Origin of the sequence: Morganella sp. GD04133, assembly GCF_029835375.1 — a bacterium.
Taxonomy (GTDB): Bacteria; Pseudomonadota; Gammaproteobacteria; order Enterobacterales; family Enterobacteriaceae; genus Morganella; species Morganella morganii_B.
In genome coordinates, this window is the sequence record NZ_JAODZS010000008.1 from 16,644 (window position 1) to 39,875 (window position 23,232).

Genomic DNA, 23,232 nt, shown 5'->3' on the forward strand with positions numbered 1-23,232 from the left:
AGCAGCCGGTGCTTATTCCCCGAGCCAGTGCTGCCAGCGTGCGCGGACAAATTCGCGCTCAGCGGCAAATTCCGTCAGCGGCACCACACCGGATTTATCCTGCAAAGAAAGATGATGCAACCTGTCGCGCATCATAATATAGGCCGCAGTCAGCCGCAGTGACTCCTCTTCCGGCATCACATCATAGTTTGCCATCAGTTCAAAAATCCGGACATTATCAGACCAGCGGATCAGCGCTTTATTTTCCGGCGCAAAACGCAGTACCAGATACTGGGCGATAAATTCAATATCCGTGATCCCGCCCGGATCGGTTTTGATGTTAAACACACTGTCGTCACGGCTGCCGAGATGCTGATACATTTTTTCACGCATCTCACGGACATCCTGTTTCAGCTGTGCGTTATCACGCTGACGACACAGAATATCACGGCGGATACCGTCAAAACGGGCGGCAATCGCCTCATCACCATACACCTGACGGGCGCGGATCAGCGCCTGATGTTCCCATGTCCAGGCACTGTTTTGCTGGTAATCTGCAAACGCCTCCAAAGTGCTGACCAGCATCCCGGCCTCCCCGGACGGACGCAGGCGGGCGTCCACCTCATACAGCACGCCGGATGAGGTACGGGTACTGAACAGATGCATAATGCGCTGCGCCAGCCGCAGATAGAACTGCCGCGCGTCAATTTCACGCGGGCCGGTGGTTTGTGTGCCTTCCGGGCAATCCAGCAGGAACACCAGGTCAAGATCAGAGCTGTAACCCAGTTCCCAGCCGCCCAGCTTGCCGTAACCGATCACCGCAAAACCTTTATCCCCGTCGCGGGTCAGATGCGCAGGTTCGCCGTAACGTCTGACCATCTGCCCCCACGCCTGCTGCACCACAGCGCCGATCATCGCTTCTGCCAGCCAGGTAAGGTGATCACTCACCTTCATCACCGGCAGCACACCGGTGATATCCTCTGCCGCAATCCGCAGCAACTGCGCCTGCTTAAACTGACGCAGTGCCTCAAGCTGTTGCTCCTCATCGTCCTCCGGAACCCGCATCAGATACTGGCGTAACTCATCACGGTACGCATTCAGCGGCAGCGGCTGATAAAGTGAAGCCGGATCCAGCAGTTCATCCAGCAGCAGCGGATGGCGCGCCAGCTGTACCGCAATCATCGGGGATGCCGCACACAGCCGCACCACATGGGTCAGTACCACATCGGATTCCAGCAGCAGCTCCAGATAGGTTGTCCGGCTGACAATACTGAGCAGCAGCGGCGTCAGACGTTGTAACACCCGTTGCACATCCGGCTGCGGCGCCAGTTTCGCCAGCAGTTTGGGCAACAGCTGATCGAGCACATCCCGCCCGCGCGGCCCGATGGTCCGCTTACCGAGATCCTGACGGAATCCCTGTAAACCGGTCAGAAACTGCGCGGCATCGTCCTCATTCAGGGAAAACAGAGAAGTGATATCGGTCAGTTCCGGCTCACTCTCCCACAGCGAGATAAACGGCTGTAACGCGGTTTCATCGTCACTTTCCTCATCATCCTCGCCGATAAGATCGGTAAAAATCTGGTGTACTGCTGCCATTTTACTGTTCAGCACCGTTTCCAGATCCGCCCACGAGGCTGCATCCATCCCCTGAGCCAGCCGTGCCTGATCCAGCGGTGAGTCCGGCAGCGTCTGTGTCTGGCTGTCATTAATCGCCTGCAGCAGATTTTCCAGCCGCCGCAGATACGCGTAAGCATCCAGCAACTGCGCAACCTGCTCCTCACCGAGCAGCCCCAGACGGGCAATTTCCGCCAGCGCCGCATGCAGGGATTGTGTCTGTAATCCCGGTTCACGCCCGCCGCGGATCAGCTGAAAGACCTGGGTGATAAACTCCACTTCCCGGATGCCCCCGGCACCGAGCTTGATATTGTTGGTCAGCCCGCGCCGCCGGACTTCGCGGCCAATCATGCCTTTCATATTGCGCAGGGACTGGATCACACTGAAATCGATATAACGGCGGTAGACAAACGGACGCAGCATCCGGCGCAGTGTTTCACTGTAAGCAGAATCATCACGACCGAGAATGCGCGCTTTGACCATCGCATAGCGCTCCCAGTCACGGCCCTGCTCCTGATAATAATCCTCCAGAGCGGAGAAACTGAACACCAGCGGTCCGCTGTCACCGAACGGCCGCAGGCGCATATCCACGCGGTAGACAAAACCGTCCGCCGTGGCGTGATCCAGCATTCTGATAATTTTTTGTCCCAGGCGGGTAAAGAACTGCGCATTTTCCAGCTCACGGCGTCCTCCCTGTGTGACACCGTTTTCCGGATAAGCAAAAATGAGATCAATATCGGAGGAAAAATTCAGTTCGCCGCCACCCAGTTTTCCCATACCGAGGATCAGCAGCGGCATCGCGCTGCCGTCTGCCGAACAGGGCGTGCCCCAATCTGCACAACAGCGCTGATAAAGCCAGTCACGGGCGGCGATAATCAGCACTTCCGCCAGTTCACTGAGCTGGCGCAGCGTCTCTTCTGTCGTGCTCCGGCGCAGGATTTGCATGACGGCAATGCGCATCAGCATCTGATAACGGAACAGGCGCAGCACCCGCATCACATCCTCTTCCTGTGCGGCATCCGCCATCATCTCTGTCAGCCGGGTGGCATAATCCTGCCATTCATCCGGCTGCGGTGGGGTATTGCGGAGGACGGAGAGCCAGTCCGGATGGCGGATACATTGCTCCGCCACAAAATCACTGCCGGCAAAAATCAGCGCTTCCTGTTCAGAATACGACACCAGTCCGGTATCAAGCCGGGCGGTTACCCGCTCAGCGGCTTGCCGGAGTATCGGGGTCAGCGGCAGCATCAATGTTCCTTTTGTTATCAGATTCACATAACAGCTCAACACCCGGTTACGGCATGGCAGGAGCCGCCATCCACAGTGCGAAAACCCATTGCGTGAAAGCCAGTTTACACTGCAACCATACCGGACTGAAACAGACATCCGCAGATTTTGCATCCGCTTCCGCCAGTGCCGCCGTCACCTCCGGCAGCGGGCAGTCGCGGACAAAATCAGGCACTGCACCGGGATAGTTGTCCGCCAGTGTCAGCAGCAGAGAAAGGGTTTGCCGCAATGCCGGTAATGCACCGTCCGCATCCAGCAACCAGGCTTCTTCCAGGCTCTGCCACTGTTTGATCAGACGGACAACCACATCCGTCAGCGGAGTCTGCGGATCCCACTCTGTGAACAGCTCAGGCAGTGCCGGTACCGGTGCTCCCTGAGCCAGCCAGTAACCGCGCGCCGCTTTGCTGCGCCCGGCCAGGCGCAGCCCCGGTAATTCCGCCAGGGCTTTGGCTGCTGTCAGCAAATCAGCGGCGGTGCCCTCTTTCAGCTCCATCTCAAATTCACAGATAGGGCTTTCTGCCTCTCCGGCAACCACACTGCCCTGATCCAGCACCGCTTCCACCACACTGTGATTGACTGTCAGCAGCCACTTTTCACGGGCGAAATCGGTGGTAAAACGGGCGCGCAGTGATGATTGCAGCGCCGCGACATCCGTTTCCGGCGGCCAGACGTCAGCAGGCAGTGCTGATAAATCCAGTTCCGGACGGGAGAGCGGGATATTATATTCAGGTCGCTGATGCAATCCGCCGATATCGTTTCCGGCAGTTTTCAGGGTCATTTCATATTCGGTATCACACCCCCGGATCCGCAGTCCCATGTCCCACTGCCGCAGTGTGTCGTCAGCTGTTTCAAAATAGCTGTTGGTCAGGCGGACAGCACGGAAATGCTGATGAGGGAAGGTGGTCAGCGCAGTGATCACCGCCGTGATGGCTTCCGGTTTTACCGCAAATTTCAGTTCTGTTTCGTAATCGCTCATAGACATTCCCGTAATCTTATCCCGTTATTTATCGTCAGTCTGACCCTGCATTCGTGATAAAGATGACACTCATTTGTTATAAACAGCCGGATTTTTCGCTGTTTATCCACTTTATCCCGTCATTTATTCCGTTGTTAAGAGTAATCTCATGGCTGTTTACCGTTTGCACCCGCACACTTAACTCATTAGTATGCTATTCATAACCAACGATTGATAAAGCTTATGACGATGAAAAAACTCGCCTTACTCCCTTTGCTGTTTGCAGCAACCGTCAGCATTACCGCCCATGCTGAAGAAATCCGTTATGTCTCTGATGACCTCTCCACCTATGTTCACAGCGGCCCGAGCAACCGTTACCGCATTGCCGGTTCACTCAATTCCGGTGAAAAAGTCACCGTTCTTGATGTGAATAATGAGAGCGGTTTTGTCCGTGTCCGTGACAGTAAAAACCGCGATGTCTGGTTACCGAAAGAGCTGCTGAGCACAACGCCGAGCCTGAAAGAGCGCGTTCCGGCGATGGAAGAAGAAATTAAAACCCTGCGCGGCAAACTCGCCAATATCGACGGCACCTGGAACGAAAAAACGGCTGACATGCAAAACCGTGTGGCTGCCAGTGATGATATCATTAATAACCTGAAAAAAGAGAATGACAGCCTGCGTAATCAGGTTGTGGTCGCAAAGAAAAAACTGGATGCCATCAGTGTTCAGCTGGATGACAAACAGCGCGATATTATCCTGCAATGGTTTATGTACGGCGGCGGTGTAGCCGGTGCCGGTCTGCTGCTGGGTCTGCTGCTGCCGCACATGATCCCGCGCCGCAAGAAAAAAGATCGCTGGATGAACTGAGCCTCACTGTAACCGCAGTACGGAGAAACGTGTGGATATTTATCTGGTCGGCGGCGCAGTCCGCGATGCCCTGCTGGGTCTGCCTGTCTCGGACAGAGACTGGGTGGTCGTCGGTGCCACCCCTGAGATGATGCTGGCGCGCGGCTTTCAGCAGGTCGGGCGCGATTTTCCTGTTTTTCTCCATCCGGATACCCGGGAGGAGTATGCCCTGGCGCGGACAGAGCGGAAAACCGGGGCCGGATACACCGGATTTGCCTGTTACAGTGCGCCGGATGTCACGCTGGAAGATGATCTACAGCGCCGGGATCTGACCATCAATGCCATGGCGCAATCGGCTGACGGCACGCTGTATGACCCGTATCACGGGGCGGATGATCTGAAAAACCGGGTACTCCGTCATGTTTCTGCCGCGTTTACAGAAGATCCGCTGCGTGTGCTGCGGGTGGCACGTTTTGCTGCCCGTTTTTCACCACAAGGATTTGTGATTGCGCCGGAAACCCTCGGGCTGATGTCTGCCATCACACAGCAGGGAGAGCTTACTCATCTGACGGCGGAACGGGTCTGGAAAGAGACAGAAAAAGCCCTGAACAGTCCGCGTCCGGATATCTACTTTACTGTACTGCGGCGTTGCGGCACGCTGGCGGTACTGTTTCCGGAGCTGGAAGCCCTGTTCTGTACCTCTGACGGGCAGACCGGTTATGACATCCTGACAGCCTCGCTCCTGCGCCGGACAGTACTTCTGACAGACAGCACCGACATCCGCTTTGCCGCATTGTGTCTTTATCTGAGCTGTCACAGTACCGCCGAAGGAACAGCCGCAATTCAGAAGATGTCTGAACGCCTGCGGGTGCCAAACCCGGCACGGGATCTGGCTCTGCTTGCCACCCGTCATTACCGGACTGTTCATAACATCAGTCATCTGACCGCTGACGATATCATTACCCTGTTTGATTCACTGGATGCCTGGCGTAAACCGGAACGCATCACACAACTGGCTGTCCTTTGTGAAGCGGATTACCGCAGCCGGATAGCACCGGACACAGCAGATTATCCGCAGGGACAATTACTGACTGAAACTTTCACGCTGGCACAACAGGTTGCCGTCAAACCGGTAATTGAGGCCGGTTTTAAAGGCGCGGATATCAAAGCCGAGCTCTCCCGCCGCCGCGCTGAGGCTATCCGGGAGTGGCAACAAAAAAGCCGTTCATCATGAACGGCTTTTTTTATTTCAGGCTGCGGATGATTATTTCTCCGCAGACTCCATACCCACTAACCCGACTTTCAGATATCCCGCTTTGCGCAGGGCATCCATAATGCCCATCAGCGTTTCATAATCGACTGTTTTATCTGCCTGGAAGAAGATCGTGGTTTCCTTATTGGATTCCGTGGTCTGATCCAGGATCTGAGCCAGTGTTTCTTTCGTGACTTCCTGCTCGCCCACCAGCAGCTGGTTATCCGCTTTCACCGTCAGGAAGACCGGTTTTTCCGGACGCGGCTGTGGTTTTGCCGTTGAGGCAGGCAGATTCACTTTAATATCAACGGTCGCCAGCGGCGCAGCCACCATAAAGATGATCAGCAGAACCAACATCACATCAATAAACGGTGTGACGTTAATTTCATGCAATTCGCCGCTGTCATCCGACTCTTCATTAAGACGCATTGCCATCAGATATTACCCTGCTTTGCTGTCTGCCAGGTCGAGATCACGGCCCAGCCATAAAATAGTGTGTGCTGCGGTATCCCCCAGGTCACCACGGTAAGCGGAGATCATACGGGCAAAGATGTTGTAGATAACGACCGCAGGAATTGCCGCGACCAGACCCAGTGCCGTTGCCAGCAATGCTTCTGCAATCCCGGGCGCGACCACCGCGAGGTTGGTGGTCTGTGAGTGGGCGATACCGATAAAGCTGTTCATGATACCCCATACGGTACCAAACAGACCGACAAACGGTGAGATAGCCCCGATAGTCGCCAGATAGCCGTTACCGCGCCCCATATGACGGGCAACACCGGCAACAATACGCTCCTGGCGGAATGCCACGCGGTCTTTAATACCACTCAGATCACGGCTTTTTTCTGATGCCGTCCGTTCAGTCACGGCGTCAAGTACCAGCATCCGGGTGACGCTCTTTTTCCCGAATGTATCGGCAATCGCGGCCGCTTCATCCAGCGAGCGGGCATCTTTGATAGCAGCCGCTTCACGGCGGATACGGCGGCGGGAAGCGATAAGATCAGCGCCCTTGGCAAAGAAAATGGACCAGGTAATCACTGAGGCGATAATAAGGCCGATCATAACCGTTTTAACGATAACATCCGCGCCCTGATACATGGAAATCACGGACAATTCCGCCGCAAAGCCACGGTTACCGTCTGCCGGTGCAGCACTGATTTCCTGAACAGGAACATCGGTTGCAGATACCGGGGCTGCCGGTTGTTCCGGTGTCTGAGCAGGCTGACCGGCTGTTGCTGCCGGCGCGGTGACAGGTGTTGTTGTCGCTGGTGTGACAGCAGCAGTGTTGTCTGCGAATGCACTGCCGGTTAAACATAATGCCAATAGCACAGAAACGGTCAAATTACGCATCAGTTGGCCTTCAACTCTCTTTTGTTATGAACTCTTTCTCAGCAAAAAATAAATCGTGTTATTCATCGCTACCCAAAAACGAAACCCGCTGATCATACCAAACCCTGAGCAATTTGATAGTAATTATCATTACCGTTTACCAAAAAAATGCGATTCCGGCGGAAAATACCACACAGAATGCTAAGGGTTTTCAGCAGTCCGCCCGGCGTCCCCACAAATAAAACGCACAGGAACTGTACACAGGATATGATTCACCAACCTCCCTTTATACCGTCAGTGAATCGGAAGAAAAACCCGATCAAATCAAACGAGTGAGCAATTTTTGCGATACACTGTCTGTACCGTTGTTCCGGATCTCGTTTTACAGGAAATCTAATGTCTAGTTTATCAGAGATTGTGAGTGCGCTCTGGTCTCACGATTTTGCCACACTCTCTAATCCCGAAGTCCTCTGGCTGGTTTACGCTATCCTCTTCACCGTTATTGTGCTGGAAAACGGCATTCTGCCCACCGCGTTTCTGCCCGGGGATACCCTGCTTATTTTGTCAGGCGCACTGATTGCGAAAGGCGTAATGGATTTCCTGCCGACACTGGCGATTCTGACCGCCGCCGCCGGGTTCGGCAGCTGGCTGGGTTTTGTTCAGGGGCGCTGGCTGAGTGATACCAAAACCGTCAGGCGCTGGATGACGCAGATCCCGAAAAATTATCATCAGAAAGCCGAAGTGCTGTTTAACCGCCACGGTCTGTATGCCCTGCTGATTGGCCGCTTTCTCGGTTTTGTCCGTACTCTGCTGCCGATGCTGGCAGGTCTTTCCTCGCTGCCGGCCCGCCGTTTCCAGTTCTTTAACTGGCTGAGCGGATTCCTCTGGGTGGCGATTATTACCACCTTCGGGTATGTGCTCAATCAGATCCCGTTTGTCAAAGCACATGAAAAAACTGTAATGACCGCACTGCTGCTGATCCCGGTCTTTTTCCTGATTGTCGGTATCGTGGCATCCCTGTATTTGTTAATCCGCCACTACCGCAGACGCCGTGCCCTGCTTAACCGCAGACGTCACCGCGTTCATAAGAAATAAGCTAAGGGCACCTGCGGGTGCCTTTTTGCTGCCTGCCTGCCGGAAAGCACAATCCGATTCGCCACCACACCCGCCCTGATTTACACTACACTTAATGGTTATCCGCTTCATTTTTCCTAATCTTACCCGGAGAAATAATGAACAACTTCACGCTTTTCACCCCGACAAAAATCCGTTTCGGCAAAGGACAAATCGCCAAACTCAGCAGTGAAATCCCGAAAGATGCCAACGTTTTGATGCTGTACGGCGGCGGCAGTATTAAGCGTAACGGTGTTTACGAACAGGTACTGACTGCTCTGGATGGCTATAAGGTTCATGAGTTTTCAGGTATCGAGCCGAACCCGGCCTATGAAACGCTGGTAAAAGCGATCGCGTATATCCGTGAGCACGATATCAGTTATCTGCTGGCAGTCGGCGGCGGCTCCGTGATCGACGGCACCAAGTTTATTGCCGCTGCAGTGGATTATCCGGGCGATCCGTGGGATATCATCACTACCGGAGGCCGCAATATCCGCAGTGCGCTGCCGATTGCCTGTGTGCTGACACTGCCCGCCACCGGCTCTGAAACCAACTGTTTTTCTGTGGTCAGCCGCCGTGAAACCGGGGATAAACAGTCATTCGGTCACCCGCTGGTGCATCCGAAATGCGCGATTCTTGATCCGCAGACCACGTACACTCTGCCACCGCGCCAGACAGCCAACGGTGTGGTCGATGCCTTTATTCACACTCTCGAGCAGTATCTGACGTATCCGGTGAATGCCAAAATTCAGGACCGGTTTGCAGAGGGTATTTTGCTGACGCTGATTGAGGAAGGCCCGAAAGTACTCGCTAATCCGGAAGATTATGACAGCCGTGCCAATGTGATGTGGGCTGCCACCCAGGCACTGAGCGGGCTGATTGGTGCCGGTGTGCCGCAGGATTGGGCAACACACGCACTGGGCCATGAAATTACCGCGCTGTACGGGTTGGATCACGCGCAAACCCTGGCGATTGTCTTACCGGCACTGCTGCGGGAAAAACGCAAAACCAAACGCGAAAAATTATTACAGTACGCTGAGCGTGTCTGGCATCTGACGGATGGTTCGGAAGAGAGCCGGATTGAGTGCGCCATTGAAGCAACCCGCGTTTTCTTTGAAGAGCTGGGTGTGAAAACCCGTTTTTCTGATTATCAGATTGATGACAGCGGCATTCCCAAACTGGTTGCCAAGCTCACTGAACACGGTCAGACTGCTCTCGGTGAACACCAGGACATCACGCCGGAAGTCAGTGAACGGATCTACCGGGCTGCCGTCTGATACACCATAAACACTGATTGGAGGCCACATGAACAAACCTGCATTAGTTACCTTATCTGACGGACACTTCATGCCGCAACTGGGGCTGGGTGTCTGGAAAGCCGGGAATGATGTGGTTGGTGCTGCGGTGCAGACCGCACTGGAAACCGGCTACCGGCTGATTGATACTGCCGCGATTTATCAGAACGAGGAAGGTGTCGGTGACGCACTGAAAGCAACCACCGTTCCCCGCGACGAGTTGTTTATTACCACCAAACTGTGGAACAGCGACCAGCAGCACGCCGGTAAAGCGCTGGAAGAGAGCCTGAAAAAGTTACAGCTCGATTATGTGGATCTGTATCTTATCCACTGGCCTGCACCGGCAGAAGATCATTATGTTTCCGCCTGGGAGCAGCTGATTGAATTACAGAAATCCGGACTGACCCGCAGTATCGGCGTCTGTAATTTTGATATCGGTCATTTGCAGCGCATTATCCACAAAACCGGCGTGGCACCGGTACTCAATCAGATTGAACTTCACCCGCTGCTGCAACAGCGCGAGCTTCAGGCCTGGAATGCGACCCATTCTATTCACACTGAATCCTGGAGCCCGCTGGCACAGGGGGGTGAAGGTGTTTTTGATACTGATGTCATTCAGGCATTAGCGGCAAAATATCAGAAAACCCCGGCACAGATAGTGATTCGCTGGCATCTGGATCGTGGATTGATTGTGATACCAAAATCAGTCACCCCTTCGCGGATTCAGGAAAACTTTGATGTCTTTGATTTCCGTCTGGAGAAAGAAGAACTCTCACAGATTCAGTCTCTCGATTCAGGTACCCGCTTAGGGCCGGATCCAAAAGAATTTAATTAAGTTAGTGACTGTCTGAAAGCCATCTGTATAAATTATACAGGTGGTTTTTATTTATCTGATAATCATTCAGAAAATAACCATGCTATGAATTACCATTCCGAAAACAACTATTCTTTAATAATCACATGGGAAACAAACACACGGAAAAAATAAAAAAGGGGAAATACACGAACGCAATATGTATTTCCCAAAGCATGGCAAATATAGCAGGATTAATTATCTGAATTTCAGTCTTACTGTCATTAATATAATTAATTCACTATTTATTAAAAATAAATTCAAACGTCAATATGAAAGGAGGAGTATATGAAACATGACCTTTCAGTCACAATAACACAGCGTTACCATTCAAGGTTAACCGCCATGTTGTACATCACATCGTTCGAACCGGTGTATGCCATACCGGTCTTCACGGCGATGTTCTCGTTGAACCGGTAACCGGTTCCCACTGCGACTGCCTGAGTGGATTGATATCCGCCCACAGCCGCAGTGATATTCAGTTTGCCGACACCGTACGGCTGGAATAAACCATTCAGTGCCGCGCTGGCCGCCAGGCCGTTATCAAGACGCTCATTGGTCTCACGCAGATCATTTTCTAACGCACGAAGATCCTGGCGGTTTTTCAGGATATCCAGCGTGTTTTTCTCAACTTTCACTTTCTGCTCAGCAATATGCCGTGTGTTTTGATTAGCAATATTTGTGGCCGTACCGGCTTTTTTTGATGCGTTGCTGATACGGGTATCCATCTTCGCCACATCCGCTTCCAGCGCTAACGTGGCATCGGTGATAGCGGAGGTCACCACTTTAGCGGATTCGAGTAATTTTTTGTTTTTTGCGATATCCCGGGACTGTACGCCAAGTTGATTCTTGTTTTCGCGAATATCTTTCTCACTGGTATACGCCGAATGTTTTGCAAAACTGGCCTGCAGTTCCACTGCCCGGACTTTATTTTTCAGCTTATCAACGTCAGTTTCCAGGTCTTCTGTTGCACCGAGTAGTGCCTGAGTGACGACTTTTGTTGACGCTGCATTTCTTTTTTCTTCATGAATATTTATATCATTAAAATGAGATATATTTCTAAGCTGTTCAATCTGCGTATCAACATCACTCTGATGAGTCTCAAATTCCTGTTTTATCAGAACAGGAATTTCGTTGAATAACATAGTCATGCTATTTGTTTTTGTATTTATCTCTTCTGTTTTATTCTCTAAAACTTCAGTCCGTGCTTCCAGCGGTGACAGTTCGCTTTTAATCGCGTCCGGTAAGATACGATTAATCTGCTCAGGAAGGGTACCGATAAGTGTATTGTTATGCTCCGCTTTTCTGGCTGTGATATCCAACTGAGCATCCATCGCCTGCGTTTTATTTTCTAAAAACTCAGTCCGTTCTTCCAGCGGTGACAATTCGCTTTTAATTGCATCCGGTAACATACGGTTAATATGTTCAGGGACTATTTTTTTTCCTGCGTCATCGATAAATGTATCAACCAATTTTTGAGTACTTGTTGCCACCTGATGGGTATGCGTTATTTTTTTCTCTAAAACAATATCTCTCGTTTCACTGTCTTTTATGACATCATCAATATATTCATAGGCTTCAGAGAGGTGCGTTCCGATACCCTTAGTTACCTGCTCTAATTCAGAGATCCCGACCTCACGATCACCCTCCGCTTTATCAGCCGAGAAATGGAACAGCGGTGCACCAATTTCCTTTGCAAGCGGAAGAGGTACAACATCCGTACGCGCTGCATTAGCGGTATGAATAAATAAAGGTGAGATAATTAAAGCTAATATACTTTTTTTCATAAGGTTATCCTGATATCCGTTAAAAATTTAATCTGCCGAAAATATACTGATAACCACCAGAAAAAAGAATAAACAAAAAGTAAACACAAAAAAAAGCAAAAAACATAATTAAGATATCATTCTTATTGAATTTATTATCAATATTCACTTATACGTATAATAAAAAAATCCGCTGCAGCGGATTTTTTATATTAATTAATCACCTTATTTATCAGTAATCAGGCTGTGCATTTCCTGTACTGAAATCACTCTCTCTGTCGGATCCATATTCAGAGACAGTGTAGTGGCAAAGCCGCCGTTCATGGTGGTGTCGTAATGCACTTTATATTGCAGGGCACTGCGGCGGATCACTTTGGAATCCTCAATCGCCTGACGTCCGGCGGTGGTATTCACAATGTAATCGTATTCGCCGTTTTTAATTCTGTCCTGAATATGCGGACGGCCTTCATGTACCTTATTCACCAGACGCGGGTTAATACCGGCCTCACCCAGCACAATCGCAGTACCGTGTGTCGCATCCAGCTCAAAACCCTGTTTCAGCAGTTTTGCCGCCAGATCCACCACCCGCCCTTTATCCCCTTCACGGACAGAGAGCAGCGCACGGCCTTTTTTCTTCAGTGAGGAAGAACTGCCGAGCATCGCTTTGGCAAAGGCTTCCGCAAAGGTGCGTCCCACGCCCATCACTTCCCCGGTTGAACGCATTTCCGGCCCTAAAATCGGGTCAACGCCCGGGAATTTGTTGAACGGCAGCACCACTTCTTTCACCGAGTAGTACGGCGGGATAACTTCTTTTGTCACACCCTGCTGCGCCAGGGTCTGTCCGGCCATCACACGCGCTGCCACTTTCGCCAGCGGCACCCCGGTGGCTTTGGAGACAAACGGCACGGTACGCGCCGCACGCGGGTTGACTTCAATCAGATACACTTCGTTGTCTTTAACCGCAAACTGGGTGTTCATCAGGCCGCGTACGCGCAGTTCCATCGCCAGTTTTCTCACCTGGTCGCGCATCACATCCTGGATTTCCTGACTCAGCGTGTAAGCCGGTAACGAGCAGGCTGAATCGCCGGAGTGAACCCCTGCCTGTTCGATGTGCTCCATAATGCCGCCAATCAGCACCTGTTCGCCGTCGCAGATAGCATCAACATCCACCTCAATCGCATCATCGAGGAAGCGGTCGAGCAGCACCGGTGCGTCATTGGAGACACTGACCGCATTCTGGAAGTAACGGCGCAGGTCGGTTTCGTCGTAGACGATTTCCATCGCGCGCCCGCCCAGTACATAAGAAGGACGCACCACCAGCGGATAACCAATCTCTTTTGCCCGTTCAACCGCCTGCTCAATATTGGATACTGTGGCGTTTGCCGGTTGTTTCAGGCCGAGGCGGACAACTGCCTGCTGGAAACGTTCGCGGTCTTCCGCGCGGTCAATCGCATCGGGGCTGGTTCCGATAACCGGCACACCAGCCGCTTCCAGGCTGCGCGCCAGTTTCAGCGGCGTCTGCCCGCCGTACTGGACAATCACCCCCGCCGGTTTTTCGACACGCACGATTTCCAGCACATCTTCCAGCGTCACCGGTTCGAAATAGAGGCGGTCAGAGGTATCGTAGTCCGTGGAAACGGTTTCCGGGTTGCAGTTAACCATGATGGTTTCGTAGCCGTCTTCACGCAGCGCCATCGCCGCATGCACACAGCAGTAGTCAAATTCAATGCCCTGGCCGATACGGTTCGGCCCGCCGCCGAGCACCATAATTTTCGGTTTATCGTTGTTCGGCTGCGCCTCACACTCTTCTTCATAGGTGGAGTAGAGATAGGCGGTGTCGGTGGCAAATTCTGCCGCACAGGTATCCACGCGCTTGTATACCGGCCACAACTGGTAGCTGTCGCGCAGTTTGCGGATTTCAGCTTCCGCCACGCCGACCAGTTTTGCCAGCCGTGCATCTGCGAAACCTTTGCGTTTCAGGTGACGCAGGAATTCCGGGGTCAGGCCGTTAATCCCGACATCTGCCACCTGCTCTTCCAGACGCACCAGTTCTTCAATCTGCACCAGGAACCAGCGGTCAATGTTGGTCAGGTTAAATACGCCATCGACAGACAGTCCGGCGCGGAACGCATCCGCGATATACCAGATCCGCTCACCGCCCGCTTCTTTCAGTTCACGGCGGATACGGGTCAGTGCATCCGGATCATCTAAATTGACTTTCGGGTCAAAACCGGTTGCGCCCACTTCGAGGCCGCGCAGCGCTTTTTGCAGGGATTCCTGCTGAGTGCGTCCGATAGCCATCACTTCACCGACAGATTTCATCTGTGTGGTCAGACGATCATTGGTACCGGCGAATTTTTCAAAGTTAAAGCGCGGGATTTTTGTCACAACATAGTCGATGGACGGCTCAAAAGAGGCCGGTGTCAGGCCGCCGGTGATGTCGTTTGACAGTTCATCGAGGGTATAACCCACCGCCAGTTTGGCGGCGATTTTGGCAATCGGGAACCCTGTCGCTTTCGAGGCCAGCGCGGAAGAGCGTGATACACGCGGGTTCATCTCGATAACAATCAGGCGGCCGGTTTTCGGGTTGACCGAGAACTGTACGTTGGAGCCGCCGGTTTCCACGCCGATTTCACGCAGTACCGCCATCGAAGCGTTCCGCATGATTTGGTATTCTTTGTCTGTCAGAGTCTGCGCCGGGGCAACGGTGATAGAGTCACCGGTGTGAATACCCATGGCATCGAAGTTTTCGATGGAACAGACAATGATGCAGTTATCCTTTTTGTCGCGCACCACTTCCATTTCGTACTCTTTCCAGCCAATCAGCGATTCATCAATCAGCAGTTCGTTGGTCGGGGAGAGATCCAGGCCGCGGGTACAGATTTCCTCAAATTCTTCACGGTTATACGCGATACCGCCGCCGGTGCCGCCCATGGTGAATGACGGGCGGATAATGCACGGGAAACCGACATCATCAGCGACCGCAAACGCCTCTTCCATGGTATGTGCGATACCGGAACGCGCTGTATCCAGACCGATTTTTTTCATGGCGATATCGAAACGGCGGCGATCTTCGGCTTTATCAATCGCATCCGCTGTCGCACCAATCATTTCGACACCGAACTCTGCCAGCACACCGTGACGTTCCAGATCCAGCGCACAGTTCAGCGCGGTTTGTCCGCCCATGGTCGGCAGAACGGCATCAGGACGCTCTTTTTCGATGATTTTGCGCACCACTTCCCAGTGAATCGGCTCGATGTAAGTCGCATCCGCCATTTCCGGGTCGGTCATAATGGTTGCCGGGTTGGAGTTAACGAGGATAACGCGGTAACCCTCTTCGCGCAGGGCTTTACACGCCTGGGCGCCGGAGTAGTCAAATTCACAGGCCTGGCCGATAACAATCGGACCGGCGCCTAAAATCAGGATGCTGCTGATATCTGTACGTTTTGCCATTTTTCTGCTCCTGATCAGTGACGGACGTTTTTCATCAGTTCAATAAAGTGGTCGAACAGCGGGGCGGCATCGTGCGGACCCGGGCTGGCTTCAGGGTGACCCTGGAAACTGAATGCGGGTTTATCATTGCGGTGAATACCCTGCAATGTGCCGTCAAACAGTGACTTATGCGTGACGCGCAGTGTCGCGGGCAGCGTCGCCTCATCCACCGCAAAACCGTGGTTCTGCGCGGTGATCATCACCACATTATTTTCAATGTCTTTAACCGGATGGTTGCCGCCATGGTGACCGAATTTCATTTTGATGGTCTTTGCACCGCTGGCAAGCGCCAGTAACTGGTGCCCCAGGCAGATACCGAACAGCGGGATATCGGTTTCCAGGAAGCGGGTGATAGCCTCAATCGCATAATCACACGGTGCCGGGTCACCCGGGCCATTAGAGAGGAAAATGCCGTCCGGGGCCATTTTCAGCACCTCTTCCGCCGGGGTCTGTGCCGGTACGACGGTCAGACGGCAGCCGCGATCAACCAGCATGCGCAAAATATTGCGCTTGGCACCGAAGTCATACGCCACTACATGGAATGGCAGTTCTTCCGCGGTTTTATCCGCCGATAAGCCGCCGTCCAGTGTCCATGAGCCCTGCGTCCAGCTGTATGGCTGTGCGGTGGTGACTTCTTTCGCCAGATCCAGTCCGTTCAGCCCGCTGAAGCTCTGCGCATTTTTCAGCGCCAGTGCCGCATCCGGATGTTCACCGGCAATGATACAGCCGTTCTGAGCGCCTTTCTCGCGCAGTAAACGGGTCAGTTTGCGGGTATCAATATCGGCGATAGCCACAACGTTGCGGCGTTTCAGGTATTCGGAGAGGCTTTCTTCACTGCGGAAATTACTGGTGGTCAGCGGCAGGTCGCGGATAACGAGGCCTTGTGCATAGACATCCGGGGATTCTTCATCAGCACTGTTCGTGCCGGTATTACCAATATGGGGATAAGTGAGAGTGACTATCTGGCGGGAATAAGAGGGGTCGGTGAGAATTTCCTGATACCCCGTCATCGAGGTATTAAAAACGACTTCGCCGGTAACGGCACCCTCTGCGCCGATGGCGCGTCCGTGAAATGTGGTTCCGTCTTGCAGAACCAGGATTGCTGACTTAAACACAACACCCTCCGGAGGAATAATAAATCACAATTAGTGCATATTAATTCAGATTTGGGGCTATAAAGCAATGCCAAAATAGAAATTTAACCAAATTTTGACAAATTGCGGCGCATTCTAAAGATCGAACGGGCAGTTGTCCAGAGAAAATCGACTTTTTTATATTTTTTTACCCATCATGATCAAAACAGGCGGACTGAGAGGGATAAAACCGTGTCATTGTCAGCTTTATACTGAATTTTTGATGAGATGACTGAAAAAAAGGCTTACAACCGGAAAAAATGATAAGAAAGGCAAAAACAGCGATAAAAAGGAGATCGATTACGATGATAATGACAACAAACAGAGGTCAGATGCGAAATTTTAAAAAAATAAAGGTTAAGGTAGTAATAATGAGAAATATTACCACCTTATCAACCCGTTGTGATTTACATTTTATTATAAATTTTCCAGATCAAGCACATCCTTCATGGTAAATAAACCGTTATTTTTATCACTCAGCCAGGCTGCAGCCTTGACTGCGCCATTTGCAAATGTCATCCGGCTTGAAGCCTTGTGGCTGATTTCAACACGCTCACCGATATCCGCAAACATCGCGGTGTGCTCGCCCACAATATCCCCGGCACGCACAGTGGCAAAACCGATAGTGTTCCGCTCCCGCTCGCCGGTATAGCCTTCACGGCAGTACACCGCGCAATCCTTCAGGTCACGCCCCAGCGCCCCGGCAATCGATTCTCCCATCGCCAGCGCTGTTCCGGACGGCGCATCCACTTTGTGGCGGTGATGCGCTTCAATAATTTCGATATCGGTATAGTCGCCCATCACTTTGGCGGCCTTTTCCAGCAGTTTCAGCACCAGATTGACACCAACACTGAAATTCGCCGCAAAAACCACAGGAATTTGCTGCGCAGCCTGTGCAATAGCGGCTTTTCCTGCGTCATCAAACCCGGTGGTGCCGATAATCATTCCCTTGCTGTTAGCGGTACAGAACGCCAGGTGTGTCAGGGTGCCTTCCGGACGGGTGAAATCAATCAGGATATCAAAATTGTCTTTCTCACTGTTCAGATCTGCCGTCAGGATCACGCCATTGCGCCCGGTACCCGCCAGTTCACCGGCATCGGTCCCGGTGAGTGAGGAACCTTCGCGCTCAAATGCCGCCCCCAGTACCACATCATCATTCTGTGCAATCGCCTGAATCAGCTGGCGTCCCATGCGGCCACCGGCACCCGCAACCGCGAGCCGTAACTTACCCATATTTGTTATCCTCAGTTTTCTGTCTGTATGCCAGCAGATTAACGGCAGTCCGGCCGGATTACCAGTTACCCGCCGCTATCATCAGAAAATCACAATACAGCCCGCCGATTATCAGTAAAACTGTATTCGCCGGGCAGCGGACAAAAAAAAGCAGAACCGGTGTTCTGCTTTGCTGTATCAGACTTCTTTGATATCCACCCGTAACTCTTTCGGGACTTCAAAGATAATATTTTCCTCACGCCCCTCGAGCTGACTGATTTCGTCGGCCCCCAGTTCCTGAAGGCGGCTGATCACCTGCTGTACCAGCACATCCGGCGCAGATGCCCCGGCCGTCAGGCCGATAGTCTCGACATCATGAAGCCAGACAGGATTAATGTCATCGGCGGAATCAATCAGATAAGACGGTTTTCCGACCCGCTGCGCCAGTTCCGCCAGCCGGTTGGAGTTGGATGAGTTTTTGGAGCCGACCACCAGCACCAGATCTGCCTGACCCGCCAGATCCCGTACCGCTTCCTGACGGTTGGTGGTGGCATAGCAGATATCATCTTTGCGCGGCCCGATAATTTTCGGGAAACGGGCATTCAACGCATCAATAACTTCGGAGGTATCATCAACAGACAGTGTGGTCTGCGTCATAAAGCTGAGGTTTTCCTCATCTTTGACTTTCAGCTTCCACACATCTTCCGGGGATTCCACCAGATACATGCCGCCTTCCGGGTTGTTGTACTGCCCCATCGTCCCTTCCACTTCCGGATGTCCGGCGTGGCCGATCAGAATCGCTTCTTTACCTTTGCGGCTGGCGCGGGCGACTTCCATATGCACTTTGGTGACCAGCGGACAGGTGGCATCAAACAGCATGGTGAGATTGCGGGAACGCGCTTCCTGACGGATCGCCTGTGAGACACCGTGGGCGGAGAAGATCAGAATGGCGTTATCCGGCACTTCAGCGATTTCCTCAATAAAAATCGCGCCGCGCTCACGCAGATCATTGACCACATAGCGGTTGTGCACGACTTCATGACGGACGTAGATAGGCGCGCCGTATAACGCCAGCGCCCGCTCCACAATACTGATTGCCCGGTCAACACCTGCACAGAACCCCCGCGGGTTAGCCAGTAAAATACGCACGTTCAGCCTCCAAACCATCGCCCGGACGGGCAGTAAAACAAACATTCAACATTTGCGCGCTACTATACCAGAGCCGTCCCCCGGACCGTAATGCTAATTATTGCTCTGTTTATTATGCGGTGACGTCACGGACACTGATATCAAACGTCACATCCTGTCCGCACAGCGGATGATTGAAATCCACCTCGACAGAATCTTCGGTAACGGATTTGATAATTCCCGGCATTTCACTGCCGTTCATGGCGGTAAACAGCATGATCGTACCGGTTTCCGGCAGGCCGGCTTCCAGGAAATCAGCGGCGGAGAAAAACTGAATCAGATCCGGGCTCGGCTTGCCGAATACCGCTTCACCGGGCAGTGTGAAGGTTTTTTTATCCCCGGCGGATAAGCCCAGTAATTGCTGCTCCAGTGCGTCAGACAAACTGCCGTCACCGAGACGGAACAGTGCCGGTTTGCCCTGCGCCTCTGTGGAATCTGCTACCGAGCCGTCAGACAGTGTTAAGGTGTAATCCAGTAATACGCTGTGATGTTCTGCAACCTGCATATGATTATTACTCTCTGTATCAGATAAAAAATATCCGCCTCGCGGCGGATATTCGGGTCATCAGTCTGATGATGTCTTATTCTCTGGTTTGTCGCTTTTCTTACCGTCAGGGATAAAGCTTTCTATAATGATAAGCCCCGCCCCGATGATGATCCAGCTGTCCGCCAGGTTGAACGTCGGCCAGTGCCAGTCACCGACATAAAAGTCGATGTAATCCACCACAAAGCCGTGCATCAGGCGATCAAGCAGGTTGCCGAGCGCCCCGCCGATAATCAGTGCATAGGCAATATTACTGAGTTTATTACGCGCACTGGTGCGGTACATCATCACTAATAATGTCACGGAGATACCGATAGCCACCGCTGTGAAGAACCAGCGCTGCCAGCCGCCCTGAGATGCGAGGAAGCTGAATGCGGCACCGTAATTCCGCACATAGGTCAGATTAAAGTACGGTATCAGTGATGTGGATTCATGCAGCCCGTAATTGGCTAAAATCAGCTGCTTTGAAATCGCATCCAGTACCAGTACCAGGACCGCCAGCCACAGCCAGCGCAATCCGGTCGAACACAGTGGTTTTTTCATTTATCAGGCAAACTTACGTTCTTCACCGTTTCCGGCTACGTTTGTCACACAGCGGCCGCACAGTTCAGGATATTCACTGTCCTGACCGATATCGGTCGCATAATGCCAGCAACGCGGACACTTACTGCCTTCCGCTTTGCCGAAGCCGATGCGCAGGCCGTCCAGCTCACTGTTTACCGCACTTTCCGGTGCCGCAGACAGCGGTTTCACATCTGCCTGAGAGGTCAGCAGCACGAAACGCAGTTCATTACCCAGGCTGTTCAGCTGTGCCGCCAGGGCATCATCCGCATACAGGGTCACCGCTGCTTCCAGCGAGCCGCCAATCTGTTTATCAGCACGTGCCTGCTCCAGCACTTTGTTGACTTCACCACGCACCGCCAGCAGCGTTGCCCAGTAATCATCGTTCATGCTGTCCTGTGCATTCAGCCCGAACAGGCCGTCATACCACTCTTCAGTGAAGACGTACTGCGGACGTTTGCCCGGCATCACATTCCAGATTTCATCGGCGGTGAAGGACATGATCGGTGCCATCCAGCGAACCAGTGCTTCCGCGATATGGAACAGTGCGGTCTGACAGCTGCGGCGCGCCAGGCCATCGCTTTTCGCGGTGTACTGACGATCTTTGATGATATCCAGGTAGAAAGAGCCCATTTCCACCGAGCAGAACTGCATCAGACGCTGCACCACTTCATGGAAATCATAGGCTTCATACGATTTCAGAATATCAGTCTGTGCCGCCAGCGCACGACCGACAGCCCAGCGGTCTGCCACAATCATCTCTTCCGGTTTCACCATATCAGTTTCCGGATTGAAACCATTGAGGTTTGCCAGCAGGAAGCGCGCGGTGTTACGGATACGGCGGTAAGAATCCGCAGAGCGTTTCAGGATTTCATCCGAAACGGCGATTTCACCGGAGTAGTCAGTAGAAGCAACCCACAGACGCAGGATATCCGCGCCGAGTTTGTTCATCACATCCTGCGGGCTGATGGTGTTGCCCAGCGATTTGGACATTTTGCGTCCCTGACCATCGACGGTGAAGCCGTGAGTCAGTACTTCGCGGTAAGGCGCTTTGCCTTTCATCGCGGTAGACAGCATCAGTGAGGACATAAACCAGCCGCGGTGCTGGTCAGAACCTTCCAGATACATGTCCGCAGAATTGCCATGGAACTCAGGGCGGGCATCGACAACAGCAAAATGGGTGGATCCGGAGTCAAACCAGACATCCAGGGTATCCGGCACTTTTTCATAGATATCGGCATCATCACCCAGCAGGTCACGCGGGTCGAGATCCCACCATGCCTGAATACCGTGCTCTTCCACACGTTTGGCAACCGCTTCCATCAGTTCCAGCGTGCGCGGGTGCAGTTCCTGGGTCTCTTTATGGACAAACAGAGACATCGGCGTGCCCCAGGTACGCTGACGGGAGATACACCAGTCCGGACGGTTTTCCACCATCGCGGTGATACGCGCTTCGCCCCAGCCAGGGATCCACTTCACGCCTTTGATTTCATTCAGAGACTGCGGACGCAGACCGTTCACGTCCATGCCGATAAACCACTGCGGCGTGGCACGGAAGATGACCGGCGTTTTGTGACGCCAGCAACACGGATAGCTGTGCGAGATATTTTCGCTGTGCAGCAGCGCGCCTTTCTCTTTCAGCAGTTCCAGAATGATGTCATTGGCTTTCAGCACAAACACGCCGTCCAGTGACGGATAGGTGCCGCTGACATAACAGCCGTTCGGGCCGACCGGGTTGGCGGTTTCCAGACCGTATTTCTGACCGATTACATAGTCGTCCGGACCGTGGCCCGGGGCGGTATGCACAGCACCGGTACCTGCATCCAGGGTGACGTGATCGCCGAGGATAGCCGGAACATCAAAGCCCATAAACGGATGATTAAAACGCAGCAATTCCAGGTCGCTGCCTTTGCAGTCTGCTTCAACAGTCCAACTGGTGATACCGGCGCGTTTCATCACGCTTTCCACCAGATCAGCGGCCAGAATCAGGCGCTCGTCGTTTACACGGACTAACTGATAATCAAATTCCGGATTCAGGGAAATTGCGCGGTTTGCCGGTAAGGTCCACGGCGTGGTGGTCCAGATAACCAGAGAAACCGGCAGCCCGTCATTTTCCACGCCGAATTTGCTGTAAACGGTATCCGCATCAACAGCAGTGAAGCGCACGTCAATAGACGGAGAGGTTTTGTCGTAATATTCCACTTCCGCTTCCGCCAGGGAAGAGGCACAGGAGGTACACCAGTGAACCGGTTTCGCCCCTTTGACCAGATGGCCGTTGGCAATCACTTTTGCCAGTGCGCGGATAATGTGCGCTTCGGTTTTGAAGTCCATGGTCAGGTACGGATGATCCCACTCACCCAGCACGCCCAGACGGATAAAGTCTTCCTTCTGGCCTTCAATCTGCTCTTTTGCGTATTCGCGGCAGGCGGCACGGAACTCAGCCGGCGTGACTTTGTCACCCGGCTTGCCAATCACCTGTTCAACTTTGTGTTCAATCGGTAAGCCGTGGCAGTCCCAGCCCGGAATATACGGGGAGTCGAAACCGGCCATGCCTTTGGATTTAATAATAATATCTTTGAGAATTTTATTGACTGAGTGACCAATGTGAATGCTGCCGTTTGCATACGGAGGACCGTCATGCAGGATAAAGGTTTTTTTACCGGTTTTGGCTTTACGGATCGCCTGGTACAGACCTTCTTTGTACCAGCGTTTCAGCATATCAGGTTCGCGCTTTGCTAAGTCCCCGCGCATAGGGAACCCTGTCTCCGGGAGATTCAGGGTATTTTTATAGTCACTCATTCGATTCTCAGTTC

Annotated in this window: 17 protein-coding genes; 5 read left to right on the forward strand and 12 right to left on the reverse strand. The window is 52.7% G+C overall.

Annotated features, from left to right (window positions below; genetic code table 11):
* Positions 1-12: 12 nt before the first annotated feature.
* Positions 13-2,841: a bifunctional [glutamate--ammonia ligase]-adenylyl-L-tyrosine phosphorylase/[glutamate--ammonia-ligase] adenylyltransferase gene (glnE, locus tag N7387_RS04970; protein WP_279797374.1), complete on the reverse strand. Its 2,829-nt coding sequence runs from the start codon at positions 2,839-2,841 to the stop codon at positions 13-15.
* Positions 2,842-2,887: 46 nt separating this feature from the next.
* Positions 2,888-3,856 carry a CYTH domain-containing protein gene (locus N7387_RS04975; RefSeq protein ID WP_279797376.1) on the reverse strand — a complete coding sequence of 323 codons (969 nt, stop codon included), beginning with the start codon at positions 3,854-3,856 and terminating at the stop codon, positions 2,888-2,890.
* Between the two features lie 228 nt (positions 3,857-4,084).
* On the opposite strand from N7387_RS04975, the gene N7387_RS04980 reads away from it, so the two are divergent.
* Both N7387_RS04980 and N7387_RS04985 read left to right on the forward strand, forming a co-directional pair.
* Positions 4,085-4,702 carry a TIGR04211 family SH3 domain-containing protein gene (locus N7387_RS04980; protein ID WP_025153810.1) on the forward strand — a complete coding sequence of 206 codons (618 nt, stop codon included), beginning with the start codon at positions 4,085-4,087 and terminating at the stop codon, positions 4,700-4,702.
* A 31-nt stretch (positions 4,703-4,733) separates the two neighbouring features.
* Complete coding sequence (locus N7387_RS04985) at positions 4,734-5,915, forward strand: multifunctional CCA addition/repair protein (RefSeq protein WP_279797379.1); 1,182 nt, start codon at positions 4,734-4,736, stop codon at positions 5,913-5,915.
* Positions 5,916-5,945: 30 nt separating this feature from the next.
* On the opposite strand, the gene exbD is transcribed toward N7387_RS04985, so the two are convergent.
* Both exbD and exbB read right to left on the reverse strand, forming a co-directional pair.
* Positions 5,946-6,368, reverse strand: coding sequence for a TonB system transport protein ExbD (exbD, locus tag N7387_RS04990; RefSeq protein ID WP_004237145.1), 423 nt, complete (start codon positions 6,366-6,368; stop codon positions 5,946-5,948).
* 6 nt (positions 6,369-6,374) lie between these two features.
* Entirely contained in the window at positions 6,375-7,283 is a 909-nt protein-coding gene (exbB, locus tag N7387_RS04995) for a tonB-system energizer ExbB (RefSeq protein WP_262858991.1), read from the reverse strand.
* A gap of 375 nt (positions 7,284-7,658) precedes the next feature.
* On the opposite strand from exbB, the gene N7387_RS05000 reads away from it, so the two are divergent.
* From N7387_RS05000 to dkgA, 3 genes are all read left to right on the forward strand, one after another.
* Positions 7,659-8,357 (forward strand): DedA family protein, encoded by a 699-nt coding sequence (locus tag N7387_RS05000; RefSeq protein ID WP_262867841.1) that lies wholly within the window; start codon positions 7,659-7,661, stop codon positions 8,355-8,357.
* 137 nt (positions 8,358-8,494) lie between these two features.
* Positions 8,495-9,652, forward strand: coding sequence for an alcohol dehydrogenase (yqhD, locus tag N7387_RS05005; RefSeq protein WP_262858993.1), 1,158 nt, complete (start codon positions 8,495-8,497; stop codon positions 9,650-9,652).
* A gap of 28 nt (positions 9,653-9,680) precedes the next feature.
* The gene (gene dkgA / locus N7387_RS05010; RefSeq protein ID WP_274370533.1) at positions 9,681-10,505 is read left to right on the forward strand and encodes a 2,5-didehydrogluconate reductase DkgA; all 825 of its coding nucleotides are present in this window, start codon (positions 9,681-9,683) and stop codon (positions 10,503-10,505) included.
* A 341-nt stretch (positions 10,506-10,846) separates the two neighbouring features.
* Here dkgA and N7387_RS05015 read toward each other — a convergent pair whose 3' ends face one another.
* From N7387_RS05015 to ileS, 8 genes are all read right to left on the reverse strand, one after another.
* Positions 10,847-12,310, reverse strand: coding sequence for a YadA-like family protein (locus N7387_RS05015; RefSeq protein ID WP_279797386.1), 1,464 nt, complete (start codon positions 12,308-12,310; stop codon positions 10,847-10,849).
* 204 nt (positions 12,311-12,514) lie between these two features.
* The gene (carB, locus tag N7387_RS05020; RefSeq protein ID WP_262858997.1) at positions 12,515-15,742 is read right to left on the reverse strand and encodes a carbamoyl-phosphate synthase large subunit; all 3,228 of its coding nucleotides are present in this window, start codon (positions 15,740-15,742) and stop codon (positions 12,515-12,517) included.
* Between the two features lie 14 nt (positions 15,743-15,756).
* Positions 15,757-16,896 (reverse strand): glutamine-hydrolyzing carbamoyl-phosphate synthase small subunit, encoded by a 1,140-nt coding sequence (gene carA, locus N7387_RS05025; protein WP_279797389.1) that lies wholly within the window; start codon positions 16,894-16,896, stop codon positions 15,757-15,759.
* A 435-nt stretch (positions 16,897-17,331) separates the two neighbouring features.
* Entirely contained in the window at positions 17,332-18,147 is an 816-nt protein-coding gene (dapB, locus tag N7387_RS05030) for a 4-hydroxy-tetrahydrodipicolinate reductase (RefSeq protein ID WP_279797391.1), read from the reverse strand.
* Between the two features lie 177 nt (positions 18,148-18,324).
* Positions 18,325-19,275: a 4-hydroxy-3-methylbut-2-enyl diphosphate reductase gene (gene ispH, locus N7387_RS05035; RefSeq protein WP_279797393.1), complete on the reverse strand. Its 951-nt coding sequence runs from the start codon at positions 19,273-19,275 to the stop codon at positions 18,325-18,327.
* A gap of 112 nt (positions 19,276-19,387) precedes the next feature.
* Positions 19,388-19,819 (reverse strand): FKBP-type peptidyl-prolyl cis-trans isomerase, encoded by a 432-nt coding sequence (gene fkpB / locus N7387_RS05040; protein WP_262882617.1) that lies wholly within the window; start codon positions 19,817-19,819, stop codon positions 19,388-19,390.
* Between the two features lie 60 nt (positions 19,820-19,879).
* Positions 19,880-20,401 carry a signal peptidase II gene (gene lspA / locus N7387_RS05045; RefSeq protein ID WP_262859001.1) on the reverse strand — a complete coding sequence of 174 codons (522 nt, stop codon included), beginning with the start codon at positions 20,399-20,401 and terminating at the stop codon, positions 19,880-19,882.
* Positions 20,402-20,404: 3 nt separating this feature from the next.
* Positions 20,405-23,218 (reverse strand): isoleucine--tRNA ligase, encoded by a 2,814-nt coding sequence (gene ileS / locus N7387_RS05050; RefSeq protein ID WP_279797397.1) that lies wholly within the window; start codon positions 23,216-23,218, stop codon positions 20,405-20,407.
* Positions 23,219-23,232 lie beyond the last annotated feature (14 nt).